This window comes from Paenibacillus ginsengarvi, from assembly GCF_003626695.1.
In the GTDB taxonomy this organism is placed as follows: Bacteria; Bacillota; Bacilli; order Paenibacillales; family NBRC-103111; genus Paenibacillus_AB; species Paenibacillus_AB ginsengarvi.
The window spans coordinates 277,710-302,973 of sequence record NZ_RBAH01000002.1; the positions used below are offsets into that span (position 1 = coordinate 277,710).

General features: G+C 55.6%; 16 protein-coding genes. 13 read left to right on the plus strand and 3 right to left on the minus strand.

All coding sequences use genetic code 11. From position 1 onward, the window contains the following. Positions 1–14: 14 nt before the first annotated feature. The 10 genes from D7M11_RS04380 (at position 15) to D7M11_RS04425 (ending at position 12,913) form a co-directional block, all read left to right on the plus strand. Positions 15–2,066, plus strand: coding sequence for an ABC transporter ATP-binding protein (locus D7M11_RS04380; protein WP_120745946.1), 2,052 nt, complete (start codon positions 15–17; stop codon positions 2,064–2,066). Positions 2,067–2,111: 45 nt separating this feature from the next. Continuing rightward, positions 2,112–2,987 carry a LysR family transcriptional regulator gene (locus D7M11_RS04385; protein ID WP_120745947.1) on the plus strand — a complete coding sequence of 292 codons (876 nt, stop codon included), beginning with the start codon at positions 2,112–2,114 and terminating at the stop codon, positions 2,985–2,987. A gap of 18 nt (positions 2,988–3,005) precedes the next feature. Beyond that, on the plus strand, positions 3,006–4,031 hold the full coding sequence (locus D7M11_RS04390) for an LLM class flavin-dependent oxidoreductase (RefSeq protein ID WP_120745948.1): 1,026 nt from the start codon (positions 3,006–3,008) through the stop codon (positions 4,029–4,031). 41 nt (positions 4,032–4,072) lie between these two features. Next, positions 4,073–5,416 (plus strand): LLM class flavin-dependent oxidoreductase, encoded by a 1,344-nt coding sequence (locus tag D7M11_RS04395; RefSeq protein ID WP_120745949.1) that lies wholly within the window; start codon positions 4,073–4,075, stop codon positions 5,414–5,416. Positions 5,417–5,499: 83 nt separating this feature from the next. Then, positions 5,500–6,603: a M20 family metallopeptidase gene (locus D7M11_RS04400; RefSeq protein ID WP_420817641.1), complete on the plus strand. Its 1,104-nt coding sequence runs from the start codon at positions 5,500–5,502 to the stop codon at positions 6,601–6,603. Between the two features lie 121 nt (positions 6,604–6,724). After that, on the plus strand, positions 6,725–7,252 hold the full coding sequence (gene ssuE / locus D7M11_RS04405) for an NADPH-dependent FMN reductase (RefSeq protein ID WP_120745950.1): 528 nt from the start codon (positions 6,725–6,727) through the stop codon (positions 7,250–7,252). Positions 7,253–7,485: 233 nt separating this feature from the next. Beyond that, positions 7,486–8,457, plus strand: coding sequence for a LacI family DNA-binding transcriptional regulator (locus D7M11_RS04410; protein ID WP_120745951.1), 972 nt, complete (start codon positions 7,486–7,488; stop codon positions 8,455–8,457). 166 nt (positions 8,458–8,623) lie between these two features. Next, on the plus strand, positions 8,624–9,190 hold the full coding sequence (locus D7M11_RS04415; RefSeq protein WP_120745952.1) for a glycosyl hydrolase family 28-related protein: 567 nt from the start codon (positions 8,624–8,626) through the stop codon (positions 9,188–9,190). Between the two features lie 57 nt (positions 9,191–9,247). Next, positions 9,248–10,846: a right-handed parallel beta-helix repeat-containing protein gene (locus tag D7M11_RS04420; RefSeq protein WP_193556105.1), complete on the plus strand. Its 1,599-nt coding sequence runs from the start codon at positions 9,248–9,250 to the stop codon at positions 10,844–10,846. Positions 10,847–11,536: 690 nt separating this feature from the next. Next, positions 11,537–12,913, plus strand: a complete 1,377-nt coding sequence (locus tag D7M11_RS04425) for an ABC transporter substrate-binding protein (RefSeq protein ID WP_158606424.1) — start codon at positions 11,537–11,539, stop codon at positions 12,911–12,913. A 100-nt stretch (positions 12,914–13,013) separates the two neighbouring features. Here the strand turns inward: D7M11_RS04425 and D7M11_RS04430 are convergent, their stop codons facing one another. After that, the gene (locus D7M11_RS04430) at positions 13,014–13,817 is read right to left on the minus strand and encodes a helix-turn-helix domain-containing protein (protein ID WP_120745955.1); all 804 of its coding nucleotides are present in this window, start codon (positions 13,815–13,817) and stop codon (positions 13,014–13,016) included. Positions 13,818–14,075: 258 nt separating this feature from the next. On the opposite strand from D7M11_RS04430, the gene D7M11_RS04435 reads away from it, so the two are divergent. The 3 genes from D7M11_RS04435 (at position 14,076) to D7M11_RS04445 (ending at position 20,120) form a co-directional block, all read left to right on the plus strand. After that, entirely contained in the window at positions 14,076–15,398 is a 1,323-nt protein-coding gene (locus D7M11_RS04435; RefSeq protein WP_120745956.1) for an ABC transporter substrate-binding protein, read from the plus strand. Positions 15,399–15,706: 308 nt separating this feature from the next. Continuing rightward, entirely contained in the window at positions 15,707–17,560 is a 1,854-nt protein-coding gene (locus D7M11_RS04440) for a glycoside hydrolase family 97 protein (protein ID WP_158606425.1), read from the plus strand. A 25-nt stretch (positions 17,561–17,585) separates the two neighbouring features. Next, positions 17,586–20,120 (plus strand): S-layer homology domain-containing protein, encoded by a 2,535-nt coding sequence (locus D7M11_RS04445; protein WP_158606426.1) that lies wholly within the window; start codon positions 17,586–17,588, stop codon positions 20,118–20,120. A 175-nt stretch (positions 20,121–20,295) separates the two neighbouring features. Here D7M11_RS04445 and D7M11_RS04450 read toward each other — a convergent pair whose 3' ends face one another. Continuing rightward, positions 20,296–21,891, minus strand: coding sequence for an FAD-dependent oxidoreductase (locus tag D7M11_RS04450; RefSeq protein ID WP_120745959.1), 1,596 nt, complete (start codon positions 21,889–21,891; stop codon positions 20,296–20,298). Positions 21,892–22,075: 184 nt separating this feature from the next. Continuing rightward, positions 22,076–25,000, minus strand: a complete 2,925-nt coding sequence (locus D7M11_RS04455) for a helix-turn-helix domain-containing protein (protein ID WP_120745960.1) — start codon at positions 24,998–25,000, stop codon at positions 22,076–22,078. Between the last annotated feature and the right edge of the window lie 264 nt (positions 25,001–25,264).

The window sequence follows — 25,264 nt, forward strand, 5'->3', positions numbered from 1 at the left end:
AGGAGGAGACGCAGGTGAGTCAATTGCTGAATATGGAAAGCGTAAGCGTCGAATTCGCAACGGCCAAAGGTATCGTGCAGGCGATCCGCGATGTCAGCTTCTCGATAGAGGCGGGCGAAACCGTCTGCCTCGTCGGCGAGTCGGGGAGCGGTAAGACCGTTACATCCAAAGCCGTCATGCGATTGATCGACGACGAGAACGGCTCGATCAGCGCCGGCTCGATCCGGCTCTCCGGGGTGGACATCGCCCGACTTCCCCGGCAGGCGCTCCGATCGCTGCGCGGGAAGAAGATGGCGATGGTGTTCCAGGAGCCTATGGCCGCTTTCGACCCGGTCTTTACGATCGGCCGGCAGATCGTCGAGACGATTGTGCGCCACGACCGCAAAACGACGGCCGATAAAGCCCGGAAGCGGGCGATCGATTTACTCCAGCGCGTCGGCATCCCAGAGCCGGAGCTGCGGCTTAAAATGTACCCGAACGAGCTGTCCGGGGGAATGCTGCAGCGGGCGATGATCGCAATGGCTTTAAGCTGCGGCCCTGAGCTGCTCATCGCCGACGAACCGACGACGGCGCTCGACGTTACGATTCAGGCGCAAATTTTGCAGCTGCTCCAGGAGCTGAAGAGCGAGTTTAACATGGCGATTTTGCTCATCACTCACGATCTGGGCATCGCTGCGGAAATCGCCGATCGGGTTGTCGTCATGTACGCCGGGGAGGTCGTCGAACAGGCCGCCACCACCGAGCTGTTCGCCGAGCCGCATCATCCGTATACGCAGGGGCTGCTGCAGTCGATTACGGCGATGGACAGCGATCGCTCGAAGCGGCTGTATACGATTCCCGGTTCGATCCCGAGCTTGTCCGAACTGCCGAGCGGGTGCCGTTTCCATCCCCGCTGCCCTTATGCCACGGAGCAATGCGCCGGGGAAACGCCGGCGCTGATAAACCGGGAAGGCCGGCAGGCGGCATGCTGGCATGTCGACCGGGTGGTTGCCGCCGCGCGCTCGAAGCCCGAGGCGCCCTCGGAGCGTTCGCCCGTCCCGATATCCTTGTCGGAGTCCGAGTCCGCGCGACTTCCCGCCGGAGAGCCGCGTTCTTCCGCCGACGTGCTGTTCGAGGTGCGGAATCTGACGAAGCATTATCCGTATGGCCGCTCGATGTTTCCGGGAAACCGAAAGGTGATTCAAGCCGTCGACGATGTATCGTTTACGATCCGCAGGGGCGAGACATTCGGTCTTGTCGGGGAGTCGGGCAGCGGCAAGTCGACGCTCGGTCGGGTGCTTTTGCGGCTGGAGAAACCTTCTTCCGGGTCGGTTCGGTTCGAAGGGCGCGAGCTGGGCGCATTGTCCGCAGCCGAACTGCGCGCCGAGCGCAAGCAGATGCAGATGATTTTCCAGGACCCATACGGCTCCGTCGATCCGCGCTGGAAGGTCGGGGACATCATCGGTGAGCCGTTCGCCGTTCATGGCGGCGGGACCGCCGCGGAGAAGAAGGAGGCGGTGCTGGAGCTGCTGCGGCTTGTCGGTCTGGGGCCAAGCGCCTATGACCGGTATCCCCACGAGTTTTCCGGGGGACAGCGCCAACGGATCGGCATCGCGAGGGCGATCGCTCTCCGGCCGAAGTTCGTACTGGCCGACGAAGCCGTGTCTGCGCTGGATGTGTCGGTTCAGGCTCAGATCGTCAATCTGCTTCAGGAGCTTCGGCAGCAATTGGACTTGACGTTCCTTTTTATCGGTCACGGTCTGAATGTGGTTCGCTACGTCTCCGATCGCATCGGCGTGATGTATTTGGGCAAACTGGTGGAAATTGCGCCGAGCGAACGGCTGTTCCGGCAACCGGCTCATCCTTATACGAAGGCGTTGATTGCGTCCATCCCCGTTCCGCTCCCCGACCAGAAGCGCCGGTTTGCCGCCGTGCAGGGGGAAATTCCGTCGCCCGCTAGTCCCCCCTCCGGCTGCCGCTTCCGTACGCGATGCCCGCTGGCAACCGACCGCTGCGCCTTGGAGCAGCCGGAATTCCGGGAAGTAACGCCGGATCATGCGGTGGCGTGCCATTATCCCGCCGACTAGGAGAGGTGTTGCACTTGCGAGCGCCATCGAACGGGGGAGCTGTACATGAATTTCGAGAATATTGAAGCGTTTGTTTATGTCTTTCATTACGGCAGCTTTAACAAGGCCGCGGAAGTACTTTATTTGTCGCAGCCTTCCGTCACGGCGCGCATCCAGTCTCTGGAGCGCGAGCTGGACTGCCGGTTGTTCGACCGCTTGGGCCGACAGGTGCATTTGACTGAGAACGGCGTCAAGTTCCTGCCCTACGCCCAGCAGTTGCTGCAAACGTACCAAAAGGGCAAGCAGCAACTCCAGCGCCCCCGGATGATCCCGCAGGAGCTGCGGCTCGGCTGCACCGGATCCGTGTCGAACTATATCATACCGGAGCTGCTGCCCAGACTGAAGGCGCGTTATCCCGGGCTGCATATGAAGGTGACGACGGCGCTGACCGACGAGATCGTTGCCAAAGTGCTAAACCGGGAGCTGGACGTCGGCTTCGTCCGCAACATCACCCATCCGAACCTGCAATCGCTCAAGTTTTACGAAGATCCGATCCGCCTGTATACGTACGCCGACCATCCGCTGGCCGGCAAAGAGGAGGTCGCCGCCGAGCTGCTCGTCGACGAGCCGTTCGTTTTCTTCGAATGCGGCTCGCTGGACTGGCTCCGCATTCATCGCGTCTTTCAAAGCCTGAACCGGCCGCCTGAAATCGAATTTCATACGGACAATGCGGAGATGGCCAAGAAGCTTGTGCTGAACAAAGCCGGCATCGGTTTCCTGCCGGGCCTGTGCGTCAGCAAGGAAGTGCGCGAAGGGCAACTCTTACCTGTCAATGTGGCCGAGGTGACGGGCGTCGGTCTGCAAACGAACATCATCAGCCTGAACGGCGAGCAGACGGAAGTCGTCCGGTTTCTGCTTGCGAACCGTCCCGGTGAAGTCTAGAACGGAGTGGATAACCTTATGGCCCTCAAGCTCAGCATTCTCGATCAAACCCCGATACTGCCCGGGGAAACGCCTTCGCTGGCTTTCCAGCATACCGTCGAGCTGGCCCGTTTGGCCGAGCGGCACGGGTATTACCGATTCTGGGTATCGGAGCACCACGATTCGGATCGCGTAGCGGGCACGTCGCCCGAGGTGCTGATCGCCCACCTGCTGGCGCATACGGAGAAGCTTCGCATCGGCGCCGGGGGAGTGATGCTCCAGCATTACAGCCCGTACAAGGTCGCTGAAAATTTCAACGTGCTCGCTTCGCTGGCTCCGGGACGCGTCGACCTAGGTATCGGGCGAGCGCCCGGCGGACTGCCCCGTTCGACGAGGGCGCTCCGGCAGAACGAAGGAGAGACGGCGCCATTATCCGACAAGCTATCCGAACTTCGGCGCTATGTGGCGAACCGGGTGCCCGCCGATCATCCGTATGCGGGCATTGTCGCCGCTCCCATCGCCGAGCGCCCCGCCGAGCTGTACGTGCTCGGCACGAGCGTAGCAAGCGCGGAGATTGCCGCCGAAGCCGGGCTGCCCTACGTGTTCGCCCTGTTCATTAACAGCGATGCATCGACGGCGCACGAGGCGTTCCGCACGTATGCGGAGCGGTTTGTTGCGGATGCCGGACGGCCACCGCAGCCGATCTTAGCGCTATCGGCTGCGGTGGCCGATACCGAGGAGGAGGCGCAGGAGCTCGCCCAGTCTTACAAGCTGGTCAAAATCAAGCTGGCCAGCGGACGAACGCTCACCGTCGGCACCGTCGAGCAAGCCGAGGAATTCGGCAGACAGTCGAACGAGGAGTACAAGATCGAAACGCAGCCGGCGCAAATCGCCAAAGGCACGAAGGAATCGGTGCGCGCCCAGCTTCTGGAGCTGCGGCGGGAGTTCGGCGTGGAGGAACTGATCGTCGTCTCCACGCATCTGCGCAGCTTCGAGGCCCGCAAACGTTCCTACACCCTGCTGGCCGAGGCGTTTGCCCAAGAGCTGGCGGCCGCGTCGGTCTGAGCACGGCCAAACAATCCCAATCGAGACGGAGGAGATTTACGATGACCAAGAAGAGACAAATCAAGCTGGGCGCCATTTTGCACGGAGTCGGGGGGAACATTTCCGGTTGGAGGCATCCGGACGCAACTACGAATGCCAGCGTCAATTTCGAACTGTACAAAAAATGGACGCGGAAGGCGGAGGATGGCAAGTTTGACTTCGTCTTCATCGCCGACGGCTTGTATATTACGGAAAAATCGATACCGCATTTTCTCAACCGGTTCGAGCCGCTTACGATCCTGAGCGCTCTGGCCGGGGTCAGCTCGAAGATCGGCCTCGTCGGCACGCTGTCGACCTCGTACAGCGAGCCGTTCACCGTCTCGCGGCAGTTCGGCTCGCTCGATATGATCAGCGGCGGCCGCGCCGGGTGGAACGTCGTCACCTCGCCGCTCGAAGGCTCCGCGCTCAATTACGGCAAGACGGAGCAGCAGCATCCGTCCCATTCGGAACGCTACAAAATCGCCGACGAATATTTGCGCGTAGCGACCGGGCTCTGGGATTCGTGGGAGGACGATGCCTTCGTGCGCGACAAGGCATCCGGTGTCTTCTTCGACCCGGCCAAAATGCACGCGCTGCACCATAAGGGCGACTATTTCTCGGTGAAAGGCCCGCTCAATATCGCCCGCTCGCCGCAAGGGCAGCCCGTTATTTTCCAGGCCGGAGCGTCGGAGTCCGGCAAACAGTTCGCCGCCCAATGGGCGAACGCGATTTTCACCGGCCAGGAGACGGCGGAGGAAGGCAAGCTGTATTACGACGACGTCAAGGGCCGCGCACGTGCATTGGGGCGCAACCCGGATGAGATCGTTATTCTGCCCGGCATCAGGCCGATTATCGGCAGCACCCTGGAAGAAGCGGAGCGCAAGTACGAAGAGATCGCCGGTCTTGTGTCCATCGATAAAGCGCTGGATTTCCTGGGACGCTTCTTCGAGCACCACGACTTCTCCCGGTATCCGCTTGACGAGCCGTTCCCCGAGCTGGGCGATCTTGGACGCAACAGCTTCCAAAGTGGCACGGACCGCATCAAAGCAAGGGCGAAGGAGGAAGGGCTAACACTTCGCCAGGTTGCGCTGCAGACCGCGACGCCGAAACCGACGTTCCTCGGCACGCCTGAGACGGTCGCCAACAAGCTGCAAGCTTGGTTCGAAGCGGGCGCGGCCGACGGCTTCATCGTCGGAGCGGCGGCTCCGCGCGGTTTGGAGGAATTCGTCGATCATGTTGTGCCGATTTTGCAAAAACGCGGTTTGTTCCGCGAAGAATACGAAGCGGATACGCTGCGGGGCAATCTGGGCATCCCCGTTCCGGCAAACCGGTATGCGCCGAAGACGACCGACGCAGCTATTGTTTGACGCAACCGGCACTGTTAGTGAGCGCCGCAAAGAAAGGAGGAAAAACAATACAGTCCACATTTTTGGAAGCCAGGAAAGCGGATATGCTCGACCTGCTTGAGAAGCTTGTCAATATCGATAGCGGGACCTTTTATAAAGCGGGTGTGGATCGGGTGGGGCAGGTGCTGGCCTCCGCTTTTCAAGCTTTGGGATTTCAGGTTGTGGTTGATCGGCAGTCTGAGCGTGGAGATCATTTGATCATTGTTCATCCCGAAGCAATGCATCCGAGCATTTTGATCATTGGGCATTTGGACACTGTATTCCCTGTCGGTACCGCACGAAGCCGCCCTTTTTCATATGACGAATCGTTCGCTTACGGACCCGGCGTATACGATATGAAGGCCAGCTTGGTCATGTCGCTGTTTGCGATACAATCATTGATTGAAGCAGGGGACGAGAGTTTCAAACGGATCAAAATCATTCTGAATTCGGACGAAGAACACGGTTCGATCTATTCCAGGGAACTGATAAAGCGGGAATCGGCAGGCATTAAGTTTGCTTTGATCATTGAGCCAAGCGATATGACGGGGAAGCTTATAACCGGCAGGCGCGGCGGTGGTAAATTCGAATTGCACGTAACCGGAAGGGCGGCGCATTCCGGAGAAGAACCGGAAAAAGGGCGAAGCGCCATAGGCGAACTCGCACATAAAATTATTCAGCTTCATGGGTTGACCGACCCCCATGCAGGCGTGCATGTCAATGTCGGGGTTGTCAGCGGCGGAACAACCAGCAACACGATCGCCGCCCATGCCAATGCTTCTATTGATGTACGAATGGAGACACCGGATCAGGCCATAGAGTTGGAGCGTAAAATCAAACACATTTGCTCGACTGCAACGATTGAAGGAACAACACTAGTATTGGAAGGCGGCATTACTAGACAACCGATGATCAAAAATGCCAACTCTGAGCATTTATTGAATATTGTTCAAGAAGAAGCGATGCAGCTGGGAGAGTCGTTAACGGATAAGAAAGTAGGTTCAGGATCAGACGGTAACCTGACTGCTGCCATAGGGATAGCGACGATTGATGCTCTAGGTCCACGTGGTGGAAACGCTCATACTGCGGACGAATTTCTGGTTATTGAAAGTTTGATACCAAGAACAATACTGCTGGCTAACCTAGTTAAACGACTAAGTCTTGAATAAACGGACAGGAAACGGCTTTCATAATCATTTTTATTAAACAAAGCGGATTACCCGGTTCATGGAGTGCGGGCATGATCTAAGCACCGGCCAGGATATCCTATACAGAGAGGCGAGTGTGTCCGTGGCAATTATTACGATTATATCCGGCAGTCCGAGCCGCCAGTCGCGGCTATATGGTCTAATATCCGCTGCCGAGCGCCAACTGCGCGAGGCGCAGCATGAGGTAACAGTGATACAGGTCACCGACCTGCCGGCATCGGACCTCTTACTAGGGAATTTTAACAGCGAAAGGATCAAGGAGGCGCTGGCGCATGTGGCGGCATCGGATGCGGTAATCGTGGCCAGTCCGGTATACAAAGCCTCCTTCAGCGGCATTCTCAAGACGTTCCTCGATCTGATCCCGGAGAAGGGGCTGGACGGCAAGCAACTGCTGCCGCTGTTCATCGGCGGTACGCCGGCTCATCTGCTCGTGATCGATTACGCGCTTAAGCCGGTATTGTCCGCGCTTGGCGGCCGCCGCTTCCAGCAGGGCGTTTATGCGGTCGATCAATCCGTCAAGCGTCTGGAAGACGGCGGATTCGAGCTGGATGCGAATACGGCTGAGCGCTTGGCGCGGGCCGTTGATGGGCTGCAGGAAGATCTGGGCTGAGCGGTTGAAGGTTTGTTAGATCAGAAAACGATAGTTTAAACCAAAACGACTGCCGCCGGGCAGCCGTTTTGGCGTTAACGGGGCGATAAACCGACCGTAACTTAAACGTTTATACAGATATTACAATTAGATAACATAAATGTTTTAAAACAAATAAAAAATTGCATATTGTACCGAACTTAAACGTGTACTATAATCATCTGTGACAGCGATTACAAAAGGGGTATGAAAAGATGGTCACCATCAAAGATATCGCCACAGCGGCTGGAGTGACATACGTTACCGTCTCCCGAGCATTGAATAACAACCCCGGCGTCAGCGAGAAGATGAGGCAGCGCATTTTAGCCATTGCCGAACAGATGAACTATTCGCCAAATGTAGCCGCCAAAAGATTGGCACAGCAGAAAACGAACTGCATCGGCCTGCTTTGGCCTGCTGTGAACGGTCTCTTTTTTTATAACCTTGGCGTACAAATTCAGAAGGAGGGGGCGAAAAGAGGATACCATGTCATTTTGTCTACTGCCGATCCGGCAGAGGCGCTGCATACGTTTAATCAGCTGCTTGTCGACCACGTCATCCTATGGACGTATACGCAGCCGTCGGGCGAGTTTTACCGGGAGCTGGGAAGGTATCGCGGGGAAATGTTATGGCTGGGCAGCGAAGCTGTGGAATCGAGCCATTGTCTCGGGATCGACAGAAGGCAAGCGCTGCGGGACGGCGTGCGCCATTTGGCCGAATTGGGGCACAGCAAAATCGCTTTCGTGGGCGGAGTAACCGATAAGCTGCACGGGTATACCGAAGGAATGGCGGCTTTCAAGCTCGATTACGATTCGCAGGCGGTCATTCATTTTAAAGATCCCGAGTTCGAGAGCAAGCTAACCGGCGTTTGCAGCGGGTCGAATCGGCGAACGGCTGTTGTAGCGGATTCGCAGCAAGCTTTGTTTTGTACGTTCCGGCTGTTTCGCAAGTTGGGCCTACGCGTGCCGGAAGACGTTTCGCTGCTCGTGTACGACGACGTTCCCGAATTCGAAATGTATGAGATTCCGCTAACAACCGTCGGTCCTTCGATCCCGCTGCTCGCGTGCAAGGCGCTGGATATTTTGACAGGTATTGCGAAGCCGAAGGAAGGTGAACGGTGGGTCCAGGAAACGATGTATACGGAATTGACCATTCGTCAATCGACCCGTTTGAACGACAAGCAGTAACCGGACGTATTGGAAACTTGTTCGGCATGATGCCGGCCGTTTCTTTTCAACTGACAGCAATCGATTTCCTCATGACCAACCAGACAGCCGGACGTTTTGGACAAAGAGCTGACATACCCTAAGGAGTAATAAAACCATATCGATTGATAATGGAAGGGTGAATGGGATGACGGAGACGAGGATAGACGGACATAATGGGCAAAATGGGAGCGAGCATGAGGGAGAAGCCGGACATCGAACGGGCGGGAGCTTGGAAAAACAGATGAGCAGGAGAAGACTGCTCACTTCCATCGGTCTTGCCGGAACGGCGGTCGTTACTGCCGGTGTCTTCCATGGGGCTGAGGCACTTACCGGAAAAGGGGTGTCCGATTCGGTTTACGGCAAACGAGGACACGGCGACCCGCGCCTTATGGCTGCACTGGCCGTTACCGATGCGAAGGATTACGGTGCGACAGGCGATGGGATAACAGACGACTCTTCGTCGCTTACCGACGCGATCGCCGACTTGTCTGACGGCGGGGATTTGCTCTTCCCGCCCGGCCATTACCGGATCGGCTCGAATCTTACCTTTCCGGCGAAGATTACGCTAGTGTTCGCGAATGGCGCTAGGCTGGCGCCGGATGCAGGCATTGTCGTCACGATCGAAGGCTGCGTCGACGCATCTTTGACGCACATCTTCGAAGGAGCCGGGACCGTTCAGGGGCTGCTTCGCGAGGAAGCCGTCTACCCGTAGTGGTGGGGGGCGACAGGCAACGGAACGACGGACGATTCGAATGCGTTCCGTCTTGCTTTGACTGCGGCGAGTCATGTGGTCGTGCCCGAAGGCGGAACATTCCTGATCGGCAATGTCGATTTGGCCGGCAAGAGCATCTCCGGCGGCGGGAAGATCAAGAAGCTTTCTACGGCAGAATGCGCCTTTCATATCAAAGGGGACGGAACCGTTATCGCAGGGTTGACCTTTCAAGGAATGCAAACCAGCGGCCAGCCTAACACCGACGTAAAGCTTGGCGATGGAGCGCGAAATATCCGCATTCACGGCTGTACATTTCGTTCCCCGATTTACAGCGCCATTGCAGGGGCGATAGACAGTTCCTTGCCGGGCGGCGGCGCGTACGCGCAGCAGGCGGAAGGAGTGATCATTGCCAACAACATGTTTCAGGGATATGCCCGGCCGCTTTATTTATACAGTGTGAGCAATTTGACGATCACCGGCAATGTGATCCGCGATTCGCTGTTCGACGGGCTTCGGCTCCGAGAGAACGACGGCTTCTGCCTGATCGACAGCAACCAGTTTATCAATATCGGAGTCCCGAGCTGGCCCGACGATCAGACGCGGGACGCCATAGACACGTATTGGAGCGGCAAAGATTTGACGATCACGAATAATATGGTCGATACGACCGCGTATATCGGCTTCGATCTGAAGGGAGTCGCGCCGGACGGCTCGTACAATTCTAGCCGTGTCATCGTGGCGAACAATCAGATTTATCGTACGCGGTATGAGGGGATCAAAATATCGTCCGGCTCCGAGGATCCGTTAGCTCCGCACGCCGCCTTTTACAACGTCAGCGGAAACATAATTCACGAGTGCAATCAGAACAACCGGGAGGGGAGAGGGGGAGTCGGCAATGCGGGCATTGCGCTGCTCAAGGTGAAGCATGCCAATGTCGTCGATAATTTCGTATTCTCCTGTTACGGCCGCGGCATATTCGTTAACAATCCGAAGTCGCTGGATGCGTCAGGCGGCGACGCGGAGCATAAAAACAAATGTATCCGGATCAGCGGCAACATGTGCATCAACAACGGGCAGGCCGCGAGCGTCTCGAACAGCGCCGGCATTATCTCGCTCGGCACCGGATACATGATCGTCTCCGAGAACATATGCGGGAACGACCCGGGTTACCCGAATTCCAACATGCAGGGAGTCGGCATCAACATTTCAAGCACGGGTACGGGATTTCCCAATTATAAAAATACGATCGTGCGGGACAACATATGCCGAAACAATGTCAATTATCAGATCATTATAACCGGCGCCGACGGACTCGCCGTATTTGAAGGCAATATTCAGGAAGGCACGAATGCCGCATACCGGCCTTGGCACCATCAGCGTACTCACTATGCTGGAAACGGAATACCGTCGGCAAGCGACGGTATGTTCCGCTCGGGCGACAAGATCCAGAACATCGCGGCTACCCGAACGAAGCATATATCCCACTGGTTATGCGTGGAGGACGGAACGCCCGGCAAATGGCGCGCGTTCGGCTGCGGATGGGGGACGACGGCGGAACGTCCGGTTCTCGGCGCAAACGATGCGGGATATCAGTACTTGGATTCGACATTGAATAAAACGATTTTGTGGGACGGCGGGATTTGGCTGGGGGTATAACTGCTTCGTTGAGTATTGAAAAGCCGAGGTGATTCATGTGGAAGAAATATTATCTCGAATGAAGCATAAACACGGAAGGATCATGGATGGGAAGCGGCATTTCTGGGACGTAGAAAAACTGTGGGAATAATCTAAGAACCTACCCGTTCATACAATCAAGATTGATTCCATAAAGGAGCTTGACCAGGATTGTTGGTTTAAAGATAGCGGGAGCAGACCCATTCCAACTATACGCAATGTTGCGTTTCATTGTCAGCGAATTATGAACGCAAACATGTAGTACCCCATACTCTTATGTTCCGATGGACAATTAATCGATGGGGGACACAGAATTGCAAAAGCATTAATCGATGGAAATCGTGAAATTAAAGCCGTCTATATTCCATTGCCGGCGGCGGATGTAATTCAATAATTTACGCTTGTTAGTTTGGAGCGGTAGTTCAACCAGCTAACAGGGGAAACCCTCCTTAACCCATAGGAGGGTTCTTTGGCATGCAAGGATAATAATTAACCTCATTAATTATCCGCGTATCTATATGACAATCGTGCAAATTTATTGTCGCAAAATCCAAAGATTTTTTAATAGGAAACCACTATGCTAAAAGTAATTGAGAACGCTTTCAACAAGAGCATCGCCTGTTCCATTGGTTGTGTACGCAGATGACACAAAAGGAGAAAAGGGAGATGTGTATGAAAGTAAACAGAAGATTTCGTGCTAGCAAACGTTCAGCGGGGTCAGCGGCGGCTGTGCTGCCAGTAATCGCCTTACTCGTCGCCTCATGCAGCGGAGGCAATGCTGCGCCGACCTCCGCAGACAAAACTCCGGATGCGAAACAGCCGGAAGCGGCTGCAACGAAAGATTGGACGAAGGAGAAAGTGGAACTGACGTTTTACTATATGTACGACGACGATATAGAACAAAATTTTCGCGAAGGAAACGGGGCTAGTATACAGAAGAAATACCCGAATGTTACGTTTAAATTTATTCAAAACAAAAAGGGCACTACGCTGGCCGATATTATTGCCACAAAAACGAATGTCGACTTTTTCGGTGATACGCAATCCGGTGTCTCGAAGCTTCGGGATGTCGGCCTAATGGATGATTTATCCGACCTCGTCAAGAAACACAAAGTGGATTTGAGCAAAGTCGAACCGAACGCACTTAATGCGTACACATTTGCGGGCAACGGGGTTTTATCGGGCCTTCCCGTCAAACTAAATTCGACTGCGCTTTACTATAACAAAGATCTGTTCGATAAATTCGGCGTTCCTTATTTAACCGACAATATGACATGGGAGCAAATTTTCGAAACCGCCAAAAAATTGACTCGTTCCGACGGCGGCACCCCTTATTACGGGCTCGGACTCAATATATCCAACATGCTGTATGTAAACGAGAAGCTGCCCAGCTTAGTAAATACACAGACAAGAAAAGCCACGCTTAATACGGACTATTGGAAGAAAATGATGGAGCGCATCGTGCCGATGGCTACGATCTCGGGGAATCAAGCCGCGAACAACGACCTGGCCAACTACGGAAAATCATACATTCAATTTTACAAGGATCGCAATATCGCGATCCAGGTCGGCAACAACACCATTTACAACATCCTCCACCAAAATGGGGATGGCATGAGATGGGATATTGCCACATTCCCCAGCTTCAGCGACATGCCGAATGCAGGTCCGAATTCGAGCCCGTATGGCTATTTTATATCCAAGACGAGTCCGAATCGGGAAATCGCATTTCTGGCCATTGCCGCATTGCTAGAGGAGAGCGCCCAACTGGATGCGGCCCGGATTAGCGGGGCAGTACCTGTCATCAAGAATCGTTCCTTCCTGGATGTGATAGGAAAGGATACGCAATATTTGAAAGGTAGAAATGCTAAAGGGCTGGTGCCGAGAACATATGGTGAAAGCCTTCCGGTTGACCCGCTTTATTCCGCCGCAACCGGCGCTTTGAACACGGCCTTCTATAACGTAGTGGCCGGCAAGAGCGACATCAATACTGCTTTGCGTGAAGCGGAGGAATCGGCAAACCAGAAAATTAGCACGCTTGGCAAATAAGGATCTTTCGGTACGTTTGAAACAAAATCAAAGAATCGCCAGGTCTGTATACGAATGCAGGCTTGGCTTTTTTTGTTATTAGCCAACATGGTTAGAAACTTCAGATGCGGTGGCTTTTCCGGTAATGCGACGGCGTCGTATGCTCGTACTTGACGAACATCCGATGCAAATAAAATCCGTTCTGGTAGCCGCAGTTTTCGGCTATGTGCTCGATCGTCATATCGGTTTCGACCAGCAGCCTTTTTGCTTTTCCCAGACGAAGGGAGGTCAAATAACGAAGTGGCGTCACGCCGAAGGAGGCGGTGAACTTTTTGGTAAGCTGCACTGGACTGATGTCGAGCACTTCGGCGATATCCTTCAGGTTGAGCGCCCGGAAAGCGTGCTGCTGGATCATGAGATGCGCTTGTTGCATCAGCGGCTCAGGCTGCCGATCTTCTTCCGATTCGCCGCTAAGGCTTCCTTCCCCAAGCTCATCGCAGTAAAGCTGCCACAGGTCCTGGAGATAATGTTTGTACTTGCGCGATTTCATCGAAATCGGCCAAGCTTTCCACTTTTTCATCACCGCGTAATTTTGCGCAAGACGCGACGTGTTGCTTATGCTGATACTTCCCGCAGGAATAACCTTCTCCGCACCCGGCCCCTCCCATACCAGTTCGACATAATAAAACGTAAGCGGCGTCACGATCACCCTGCGGAAAACGGTATCCGGCGGGCAAATGACAATATCGCCGAACGTCGCAGTACCCTTCGACTCCCCGATTTCATAATAAAACGAGCCCGATTCGACGACAAACATTACCCAGATTTTATAAATGTCCTCATAAAGCAAAAAAACGTCCTTTTTTTCCCAATAAACGGTATGTTTCACTACCGGCATCAAGCTGGACAGCAGCGCTCCATTCATCCCGATCGCCTCCGCACGTTGTGGAAATTTTGGATAACTCGACAGCTAATAATGTATATGTTCAGATAATAACACTTCATTTATGATATGTATATCGAAGAAATAACAGATATAACGACTGGGAGGCTGCAATGGTTAACACTGCCGCCCTGTGTGAGAGGAGGTGTGCGGGCACAATAAGCTCGAGCGGGACCAGCGGAATTTTCCCGATTGAAAACGTTTACGAATTAAGATTTTAACTTAATAGGGGGACTGGATATGCGTTACCAAAAAGTATGGCCAACTGTCGCGCTGGCGCTTATGATCGGAACGACGGCTGCATGCAGCTCGAACAGTGCGGGCACGGGCGGATTGAAGACGCAGACTGGAGCAGGGAAGCAGGAGGCGCCGCCGGAGCCGGTTACGATCAATATGTTGACGGACTGGAAAATTACCGACGATGACTTGAACCAAATTTTTTATAAGCCGCTTGCGGCCAAATATCCGCACTTGAAGCTCAATATCATTACAGCGTCCAATACGGTTAATATTAAATCGTTGATAGCGGCGGGAGATGTGCCCGATATGCTGCTCACGGGTACAGAGGGCTTTCAGCAAATGCTGGATCTCGGCGTGGCTCTGGATTTGAACGAGCTAATCCGTCTGCAAGGGTTCGATATGAACCGGCTCGATCCGATCATCGTGCAAACGATTAAAGGCTTCGGCAAAAAGGGCGAAATTTACGCTTTGCCCTACGGTATGAATTATAACGCTTTGTATTACAATAAATCGCTCTTTGACCGTTTCGCGGTCAAATATCCGACGGACGGCATGACATGGGGCGATACGATCGAGCTTGGCAAAAGAGTGTCGAGAAACGACGGAGGCGTGTTGTACCGCGGACTCGCCGCAAGCCATCTGGTCAAAATCGCTTCTCCGCTTTCTTTGAATCGTTTCGATCCGGCTACAGGCAAGGTCAGCATCAATACGGATCAATGGAAGCGCGCGTACGAAGTGTTTCAGTCGATCGTTTCGATTCCTAACAACACGAACGATAAGAAGAACGGCGACGAGCTCAACGCGTTTTTGTATGATAAAACGATTGCGATGTATCCATACATTGGCTTATTTCATCGGATGGCAGACGCGGTTAAGGGCGGGCTGGACTGGGATTTGGTCACGTATCCGACATTCCCGGACAAACCCGGCGTGTACGGCGAAGCCGATGCTTATTATTTGTTCGTCACACCGAACAGCAAGCATCAGAAGGAAGCGTTCCAGGTCATCTCCACCGCGTTGTCGGATGACGCGCAGCTTGCTTCCTCCAAGAAGGGTACGATCGTAACCCCATTAGTGAAGAAGGAGGTGCGGGATAGCTTCGGCCAAGAATCGGACGTATTAAAAGGAAAAAATGTGCAGGCGATCTTCAAAAACCGCCCCGTCCCGTATCACAGCAACCCGAAAAAATATGACGCGATAGCGGATAGCGAGCTGAATGCAGGCTCGCTGCAGCTGTACGGCAATGCGAAAGACATCAATACGATCATCCGGGAATCGGAAGAAAAGATTGCCAAGAAGGTAGCCGAACAAGAGGGTAAATAAGAAAAACGTCTATCGACGTATTCCAAAGATGAGCGACCGCGACTGAACCCCACAAAGTGAAGAAGAGCTACGAAGCACATTCCGATTACTTTGCGGGGACCCCATAACCAGCGGAAGTTTATTCTTGGTAAAAAAAGTCGTATTTCGTTTCGCTTTAACGCTTTACTGAACTTAAACTTTCTTTAACGATAAGTAAGCGGTTAACCGCGCAGTCGGGCGAGGGCTGCAATGTTCCTAACGGAAAGGTTCTGTAAGGGATGGCAGCCGTCGCCCGATTGATTCATGCGAGAGGAAAGGGGAGAACCGGGATGAGGTTGGAAACAACTACGGGAACGTCGGTCGAACTGGAAAGCCCCGGCGGCCAGTTGACGGCAACAATCGGAGTCGATAGTGCGGGCAGGCTGCGCTTTGCAGTCGCGAATGCCGGGAGGACGATGATCGAGCCGTCCGAGATGGGCATTATCGTAGACGGGACGGATTTGGGGGAAGGCGTCAGAATCGGACCGACGAAGAAGGAGACGATCGATGAGACGTATCGGACGAGGGGCTGCCATGAGACGGCAATCAACCGCTGTGTCGTCTTAACTCTCGAGGTCGCCCATCAGCCCACTGGACAACGGTACTTCGTACAAGCAAGAGCGTACGATGACGGCTTCGCCTACCGGTATATCGTACCGGGGGATGGAGTGCGGACCGTGGGAGGCGAACGATCGAGCTGGACGATTCCGACAGGGAGCAAAGTATGGTTTTTCGAACGGAACTCCGGCTGGAAGCTGAAAAGCTATGCAGGCGAGTGGATCCACACCGCTCCGGAGAGCCTTTCTGACATTTCGAGTCAGGGGCCGGTTCAAGGGACCCCTTTAGTGCTGGAGTTTCCTTATCCGTACGGCTATGCGGCAATTATGGAAGCCGCCTTGTACGATTATAGCGGTATGCGGCTCGAAGCCGTAGGGAATCGGACGATGCAGGCGAATTTTTCAGAGGGGGCGGCCGGCTTTCCCGTTGCGGGGCGTATCGTTACGCCATGGCGCGTTACTATGGTCGCTTCGGATCTGAACGGTCTTGTGAACAGCGATTTGATCGAGAGCTTGAACCCTCCTCCGCTTCCCGGGTTATTTGCCGACCGGTCGTACATTAAGCCGGGCCGTTCCGTTTGGCGATGGTGGAGCCAGGGTACGGGAACGCCGCAGGAAGAACGCGACTATGTCGATTATGCGGTAAGGCTCGGCTTCGAATATACAACCGTCGATGAAGGCTGGGAGCTTTGGCCCGACTCGTGGAACGAGCTGCGGGAGCTGGCTCGTTACGCGGCTTCCCGGGGTATCGGGGTGTTCGTGTGGAAGCGTTCCAAGGAAATCGACGACCCGGCCGGCGGCTTTAAGCAAATGAGCGATTTTTTTGACGCTGTCCGGGAAGCCGGAGCGGTCGGCCTCAAAATCGATTTTATCGACAACGAAGCGAAAGCGGCGATCGACTTTGAAACGAACGCGCTGCGGCTGGCGGCCGAACGGAAGCTGATGATCAATTTCCACGGCATCTCGAAACCAACCGGCGAAGCGCGCACGTATCCGAACGAAATCACGCGTGAAGGCATTCGCGGACTCGAGCTGAACAAGATGAAGGAAGGGCCGATTCCGGCATTTCACAATGCGGCGCTGCCGTTTACCCGGTTCGTTGCCGGACATGGCGATTATACGCCGGTTGGGTATTCGAATCCCGGTCCCACGACTTACGCGCATCAGCTCGCTACGGCGATCGTCTTCACATCCCCGCTGCAAGTGATCGCGGAAAATCCGGCCATTCTGCTTGAGGATGAACGGGTGATCCTGGCGCTTGACGTGTTGAAGGCGATCCCGCCCGTTTGGGATGAAACCAGGGTGCTCGCTCCGAGTACGATAGCGGAGTTAGCCGTGTTCGCACGACGAAGCGGACTATGCTGGTTTGTGGGCGTTTTGAACGGGACGGAAGAGACGAGAACGATCGAAATGCTCGATTTAAGCTTTCTCAGCCCGGGAACGTATGATGTTATTCTATTGTCCAGTCCCGAGCCTCGGACTTTCGAACGTGTGGAGCGGAGATTGGGCAGTGCGGAACGTTCTCTTGCCGTGACAATGGGACCGGCGGATGGATGGGTCGCCATGTTCGTGCCTTCCGCCTTTTAAGGACCCTTATGAAGGAGGCCAAACCTTGAAAACAAAAACTGCGATGACGAATAGGTTAAAGGTCGTCTGTTCGGTTGTATTGCTGGCTGCAAGCTTTGCCGCTATGCCTGTGCAGCCTGCCCATTCGGAGGAAGGCTACATCGATCAAACCTTTGATCATGCGACGATCGGGCTTATCTCCGGAAAAACCTTTTTATCCGATGAAACCGTTTACGGGGGCAGTTCGACATTATGGCAGCTGAGCCTGGCAAACAGTACGGCCATTATCGCCTCGGATGCGGGGAATAGCACGCCGCATATGCGCGCGCAGGCAGGGAATGTGATCTCCACCGAACCGACCGTGCAAAATGACGGCACACTCGTATTCGAAGCAAGAGTGAAGACGGCGGATGCCCAGACGGCTGCCAATGCGGAAACGATCAAGTTCGTGCTGGACGACACGCAATCGCCAACGCGCAAGAAGCTGTGGTGGTTGTCGCTGTATCCGGATTCGCTCCGCTGGGGAGGCGGGGCCGATTTGGCAACGGCCGGACTGAAGCTGGTAAGCGGTTTATCGCCCGATACTTGGTACTATTTGAGGATCGAGTCCAATCTGGCAACGATGAAAAATAATATCTACTGGGGGACAGACCGTAGTGCGCTCACTCTTGTTAAACAGACGGGAGTGTTTGACACGGCAGCGCCGGTATACAACAACCCGGTTAATCCCCGCTTGCGGCTCATGGCCATGAGACAGGTTGCACTCGACGACATTCGGCTTTCTCATGTACCCGTCCCTGAGGATCCCGATCCGCCGACGAATCCGGATGTGATCGATGTCGATCCGGTTCCCGAATTCGATGTGAGCGGGAATTGGTCTTGGAGCTCGGCCGTCAAAGGCCCGATTCTAAAAAGTCCCGAGACGGTCTGGACAACCGAGCAAGGCGCGACCGCCACCTATAATCCGCATCTGGACCAAGCGGGCAATGTGCGGATTTCCATCTACAAGCTGCATTTGAATGAAAACAATGATCCAAACGTGAGGTTCGATGTTCATCACGGCAACGTCGTCGATACGGTTTATGTCGACTTTACTCAGGGAAGCACGGGATGGTATGAGCTTGGAACGTATCCGTTCTCGGGAAATCCGCAGGAAGAGTTCGTGAAGCTAACCAAGCTGACAAAGACCGGGAGTACGCGCGCTAGTGCAGTTCGGTTCGAGGTTCTAAGCGGCGCTGCCGGCAATCCGGCCGTTACGCAGACCTTGTATGTGAACTCGGATACTATTACGAATAGTAGAGTAACCAATCCTCCCACCAAGTTCGAAGATATTGCCAATCAGGAAGCGAGAAAAGATATCGTCTACTTATCGAATAAAGGCTACGTTCAAGGTACTACAGAAACACTATTCGAGCCGGGCAAGACGATAAGCCGGGGAGAGTTTATTACCGTACTCGTTCGGGCGATGGGACTCGAAGTGAATGCGGCCGGAAACGCCTATCCCGATGTTCCCGCCGGCAGCGCACTTGCAGATGCGGTAGGGGCCGCACAAGCAGCGGGATTGCTTCAGCAGCTTCCGATTACAGGCGGGAATCTTCAGCCGGCCGCCAATATAACCCGGGAAGAGATGGCTCTGCTGCTGGATCACGCCGTAACGTTCAAGGGTAAAAATCTCGACTGGCTGGCATCGATGCATAATCCGTACAGCGGCTATACCGATCTGAGTTCCATTCAGCCTTGGGCGCGGAATGCGGTGGAGCGCATAGTAGGCCTGGGCATCATGGAAGGCTCTACGAATGGCGCCTATGAGCCGGCAGGAACGGTGACGCGCGCCCAGATGACGGTTATTTTGAAGCATTATCTGCAAACGATCGAATGGGCCGGTCCTCCAACCGGCAGCGGCTGGGAGCTTTCCTTTCAGGATGAATTTTACGGAACCGATCTGGATTGGGACGTATGGAAACCGCAGAACGGTTTCCCCGGACATATTTTATCCAGCCGGTGGAAGGAGAATGTCGTTGTCGAAGACGGACTGCTTAAACTTGTGACCAAGAAGGAGCAGCGCGGAGGAGCGGATTGGACCACGGCATCCGTATGGGTGAAAAATACGGTGTTCGAGCAGACCTACGGGTACTGGGAGGCGAAATACCGATACGCCGCAGGCACCGGGCTGAACCAGTCGTGGTGGATGATTGACGGCGCAGACCCCGGAGCCGCGCGAGGCTTGTTCGAGATCGACATCAACGAAGGCCATTACCCCAATCGAATCAACATGAACCTGCATACGTATATCGACGGCGTCAGAAAGCAAAATCAAATCCTGTACAAGTCCGAGGATGACCTCAGTGCGGACTTCCATACGTACGGACTGGAATGGAACGAGCAGGAGCTCATCTATTACTTGGACGGGAACGAAATCGGCCGCCGGCCCGTGGCCAACGCGAACCTGCCGGTCTATCCGATCCTGTCTACGGCTCTGCTCAGCGGGGCGGGACCGATTACCGATGCGCTGGACGGCAAAAGCATGGACGTCGATTATGTAAGAGTGTATCGGAAGAAGCCGGCTGGCGGAAACGAGTAACAGGGAGAAATTCCAGTAGGGTAAAGAAGTGAGAACAAAGCGGCTCCTCGTCCATTTCTGGATGAGGAGCTCTGTGTGTTTGCTCACCGATTCAGAAGCCGGGCAGAGAGGGGACGGCAAACCGCGGCATCGCTCTAGGTTTCACGCTTGTCTTCACGAGGGCAGCCCTGAACAATCAGCGGGATACGACATGCTCCGGCCAGGCAAGCTCCGCTCCATGCGACCTCAGGACGTTCTGAAACTCCTCAAGCAGCGCGGCGTTGTTCCGGACGGCACGCGGCGTTTCGCCGCGATCCAGGCAGAAAGCGGCCAGGGCTCCGGCCGCCTCGCCGATGTTCCATTCCACCGGATGCAAGCGGTAGCAGCCGTTCGTTATGTGCGTTGTTCCGATATTTTTACAAGCCGGCAGCATATTGTTCATCCGGACCGGAATCAGGCTTCCGAGCGGGATTTGGAAAGGCAATGCGGTCAAGTGGATATAATGGCGGTTCCCTGTGCTCGGATGAAGGTCTATGCTGTAATGTCCGATCCCGACGGAATCGGCGAATGTCTCTGCGCGCCCGTCCGGCCGATCCAGCGGGTTGATGTGCTGCTCCAGCACCGTAAACTCCGCTTGGATCCGGCGCGACTCGCGGATGTACGGGAACGGCGCCAGCCCGTCCTCGGTGCCGAATACATCCCCGCGCAAACGGAATCCGGGGTAGCCGCAGCCGCCATCCGGGCGAGGAGCCTCCGTCTGCAGCCAGTAGAGCAGCGACAAGCTGAGTTCTTTGGCCCGCTGAAGATTGCGGGCTTTTTCCACTTCGTCGACATCGATGATCGAGCCGAGAAAGTAATCGTTTTGCGGCCAGTTGACGACCGTAACGTCTCCGGGAAACGTGCCGTCGGCGAAGTTGGTTTTGTCCGCCAGACGCCGGTAGGAGACGAGGGAGAAGCCTTCCCAGAACGACTGTCCCTGCGTGCCCGGAAACAGATCGTAGCGCACCGGCTCCAAGGTGGACGGCCGGACCCCCGACAGGCTGAGCAAATGATCGGGCCAGAAATCGGGACGGAACGAACGCCAGAACGCATAATCGTTCGGCTTGTCGATCGTGTGCGACTCCCCTTCGAGATAGTCGACGACGAAGCAATGCGTAATGGCCTGCATATCCTGCGGATCGGCAGGTCCTTCCAAGGCGTGCCGTTCGTTCGTCTCGGCTTGCGACTCTGATCCGGTGATATACTCCGTACCGGTTAACGGCAGCAAATCCCCGCAGTCGGTCGCGTCGAGAAAATAAGGCGCGGACAATACCGTCAGGGTGCCCGTCTGTATGTGACGCACCGTTACCGAACGGATGCGATCGCCGTCCGTTTCGGCCGATTCGGGACGGCAGCGGGTCATAACGACCACCCGGCCGGCAAGCGTATATGGGGCCAGCATCTCCAGCAAAACGGCGAGGGCGACTCGCGGGTCGTGGCTGATCCGGCTCACTTTGGCATTTCCCGGATTCAGATGGGGAATCGCCGCCGCCGCGGGAGTGAGCGGAACGTTCTGCTGGTAATAGCTGCGCACCCCACGGCGAAATTGGCGATAGCTGGCCGTGCTTCCGAACGTTTCGATCCAGCTGTGCTCGTCGGGAGGGACAGCCTGACTGGTCAGCTGTCCTCCGATCCATTCCGTTTCTTCCGTCATAACGACCGTTTTTCCTTGCCTCGCAGCGGCAAGTGCGGCGGCACAGCCGCCTAAGCTTCCGCCTATAATGACGATGTCGGCTTTTCTTTCACGCATCATACTTGATTCCCCCAAGTTGGTTAGTGATGTCTTCTACATTTATGGTAGCTTGGGAGACGGCTCGGCGTAAGTCAAGTCTGATGACATGTAAGGGTACTCTCATGACCTTGTTGTACGAATGTGTCCAATCAAGGTTTAAGTTATCCGAAGGTAATCAAAGTACCGTCCGGCAGCTATTTCTGTTTCAAGACTTCATTTCGCCTGGGGTAACGCCCCAATATTTACGGAACACACGATTGAAGTAGCTGGCGTCCTTGAAGCCGGTTTGATCCGCGGCGGCGGCGACGGTCGAGCCTGCCAGCAGAAGCTCTTTGGCCCGCCTCATCTTTTTTTCCAGCACGTAATCGGAGAAAGAAAGGCCGAGTTCCTGCTTGAATTTGCGGCTCAAGTAGGAGGAATTGAGGTGGAGCCGTTCGGCGATCGCATGCAGCGACAGCTCGCGGTCGATTTCGCTCATAATGATGTCCGTCGCCTGACGGATGATGCCATAGGTATCGCCTTGCTCCTTGCCGTATTCGATGATGCGAGCCGCGAGTTGCGCAAGCGAGTTGTAGGCGTCCTCGGCGCTGCCGGTCGGTTGAAGCCGGGAGCGGAGATGAGGGTCGCCTCCGGCGATCTCGTGAAGCGTCCGTCCTTTCCGTTCGGCGCCCCTGACGAACAAGCTGTTCATGGCGAGCCAATGCTCGCGCACGCCTTCGGCCGAGCCGGCTTCCGCCATCCGAACGGACCACCAGCGCTCAAGCGCGGACAACATTTTGGCCGTATTTCCCGTTTCTAGCGCGACTTCGATTTCTTTCTCCAGTTCATCCGCCGTGCGCTGGCCGGCGTTTGATCTGGCTGGCGGCCGTTGTTGTTCGGACGTGCGCTGAACTTCGCGGCCGCGGGAGAGGGACATTTCGAGTCGGATCGAATCCGGCCGTTCGGCACTATCAGGGACAAGCAGCCGAAGGGTGCCGGCTTTTCTGTCGTAGGACCAGGAGGCCGGAGACGGTTTCTTGAAGGAGCCGCTGGTCTCGCGCCATTGCTTGCCGTCCACCTTGATGGCCGCCGGCTTGTCGAGCGCATGAACGACAACTTCCCATATCCGGCTCTCCGGCATGTCGGGATAGCGGCCAACGCAGGGCCCGAGCTCGACGCCGATGACACGCCGCTCTTCCCGGCAGGCGATGCTTGTCACAGCTAATTCTCCGTGCGCGTAACCGAACGTGACCCCGTCGTCCTCATACAGCGTAAACTCGCCCGAGCCGCCCGGGTAGACGTGCAGCTCAAGCCGCTCGGCCGGCCGCTGCCCTGCATACTCCATGTCCGGCCACATCGGCACGATCGCGCCGGCGCGGACGAAGAGCGGGCCGCCGGCATGTTTGGGGACGCGGTACGAAATATCGGCAGGGCCGGTGAACTTCTCACCGGTCCAATAGTCGTACCAATCCCCGGTCGGCAAATACACCTGATCCGTGAACGCCGCGACCAGGAAGGCGTCCCCGAACATGTATTGATTTTGCTGTACGACGGCGCGCGGATCGTCGGGAAAGACGAGCGGCATCGCCCTGGCGATCGGTAGTCCGGTACGCGCAGCGACGTGGGCCGCGGAATAGATGTACGGCAGCAGCTGGTAGCGGAGCCTGGCGTATGTTTTGAACAGAAGCAGCAGCTCCTGGTCGAGCAGCAGGGGATGCCGCCAATACGCCCAGCTGTTGACCTTCGACCAAGGCTGGAAAAAGCCGCAGTGGATACCGGCGGCGGTGTGCAGCTCCATATCGACGGCCATGTGCGGAATACCGGAGAGCCCGAGCCCGAGCACGGACAAGTGTGACCTTGACCTTCCGCCCGACCAGACGGCGGCATATTTCTGAATGCCGGTATATCCGACAGGCGTGTAAATCATCGGCCGCAGTCCGGTCTGAGCGGCGAAGCCCTCCCGGATGGAACGGCTGACTGCGGTCGAATGCGGTAAGCTTTCCGCATCCTCGGAACGGTCGTCCGCAGCAACTGGAGCGTTCGCCATCTCCCTGATCGGTATAGGGGTGCACAGGTTAAAGCCCAGCACTCCTTGCGCGACAAACGGCTTCAAATACTCGTACCAATTCTCCGGCAGATGGAGCTGCTTCCCCGCATCGCTATCGTCGCGCAAATACAGTCCGAGGGTTAGTTTGAACCCGGCCGCGCGCAAAGCGCCCATAAACGTGTGAGCCCCTTTTGGCAGCCACTGCGGAATATAGAAACGGTCGGGATTCCAATTGATAGGCCCGTCATAATCGAACGACCGGTCCATCCAGGCTGGTTCCAGGCCGATCATATCGCATGGTATGCCTTCACGCCGAAATTTCATCGCGTCCTCAAGCATGTCCCGCGCCGTCGCCTGTTGGTTGCAGTTGAAAGAAAGTCCGTAAGCCCAGACGGGGAGCAGCGCCGCTGGTCCGGTCAGCTCCGTGTACTTTCGCAGCAGCTCGGCAAGGCCGCCGCCTGCGAACAGGTAAAACGCCAGCTCCCCGCGATTTCCGCGAATCCGCACCACGTCCGGCGAGGAGCAGCCGACATCGAATTCGTGCCGGCGGTCGGTATCCATCAGCAGCCCCCACCTTTCGCTCGACAGAAGCAGAGGAACAGGGGCGTGTACCTCCTTGCCGTTGCGAAAACTAATCGCGATTTTGCAGCCCCGTTTCATCAGCGGTGTATCGAGTTGGTCGCCCAGCCCGTATATGCGTTCTTCCGCGGCAAGTGCAAACTGCATGTCGAAGCCGTCGTCGGAGGCTCCGGCAGGAGCATCTCCGGGATCTGCCTGCGTCTCGTACCCGGAGCGAGGCGGGCGATTTTGCCGGGTGAGCAGCGTGCCGGCTGCGCCGTACAGCGACAGCTCTCCGGAACGGCGGTCCACTCGGAGCGAGGCCGATTCCGTACTCAAGTCCATGTCTTCCTCGCGCATTTTCATTTCCCAGCAAACCGGTGCAGATGAGGGAGCGACTACTCCAAGGCGGACAAGCGGAGAGGGGGCTTCGAAACAGCCCGTCCGATTGATCCGAATGTGAAATGTATGTGGCGCAATCGGTTCGATACGCATGTGCAATCCGGTCGAGGTCAATACGATCATGGCTGCGCGGGAGCTTCCCACAAGTATGCCTCCTCTGTAATGCCGGAAGAAGACGGAAGCCGATCCAGCAGAAGTTTTCTAATCATTTTAGCACATTTTTGCGGTGCTGCGGTGAGGAAGTGGCTTCGCCAGATGAGGACTCCGAACGCCTGCCCGGTTTGCTCCGATTCGACCGCTTCCTCGCGGCTTAATCGCTAACGAATACCGGATATAGGAACGTTATGACCTGCATTCTGCCTATAGTACTTTCATAACTTTTGGCCCGAAACGGTATTCTTATGACCT

Bases quoted from the DNA above. Each gene is read 5' to 3' on its own strand.
- D7M11_RS04385 (WP_120745947.1), top strand. From the start codon at position 2,112: ATGAATTTCGAGAATATTGAAGCGTTTGTTTATGTCTTTCATTACGGC.
- D7M11_RS04390 (WP_120745948.1), top strand. From the start codon at position 3,006: ATGGCCCTCAAGCTCAGCATTCTCGATCAAACCCCGATACTGCCCGGG.
- D7M11_RS04395 (WP_120745949.1), top strand. From the start codon at position 4,073: ATGACCAAGAAGAGACAAATCAAGCTGGGCGCCATTTTGCACGGAGTC.
- D7M11_RS04400 (WP_420817641.1), top strand. From the start codon at position 5,500: ATGCTCGACCTGCTTGAGAAGCTTGTCAATATCGATAGCGGGACCTTT.
- D7M11_RS04410 (WP_120745951.1), top strand. From the start codon at position 7,486: ATGGTCACCATCAAAGATATCGCCACAGCGGCTGGAGTGACATACGTT.
- D7M11_RS04415 (WP_120745952.1), top strand. From the start codon at position 8,624: ATGACGGAGACGAGGATAGACGGACATAATGGGCAAAATGGGAGCGAG.
- D7M11_RS04425 (WP_158606424.1), top strand. From the start codon at position 11,537: ATGAAAGTAAACAGAAGATTTCGTGCTAGCAAACGTTCAGCGGGGTCA.
- D7M11_RS04430 (WP_120745955.1), bottom strand. From the start codon at position 13,817: ATGAATGGAGCGCTGCTGTCCAGCTTGATGCCGGTAGTGAAACATACC.
- D7M11_RS04435 (WP_120745956.1), top strand. From the start codon at position 14,076: ATGCGTTACCAAAAAGTATGGCCAACTGTCGCGCTGGCGCTTATGATC.
- D7M11_RS04440 (WP_158606425.1), top strand. From the start codon at position 15,707: ATGAGGTTGGAAACAACTACGGGAACGTCGGTCGAACTGGAAAGCCCC.
- D7M11_RS04450 (WP_120745959.1), bottom strand. From the start codon at position 21,891: ATGATGCGTGAAAGAAAAGCCGACATCGTCATTATAGGCGGAAGCTTA.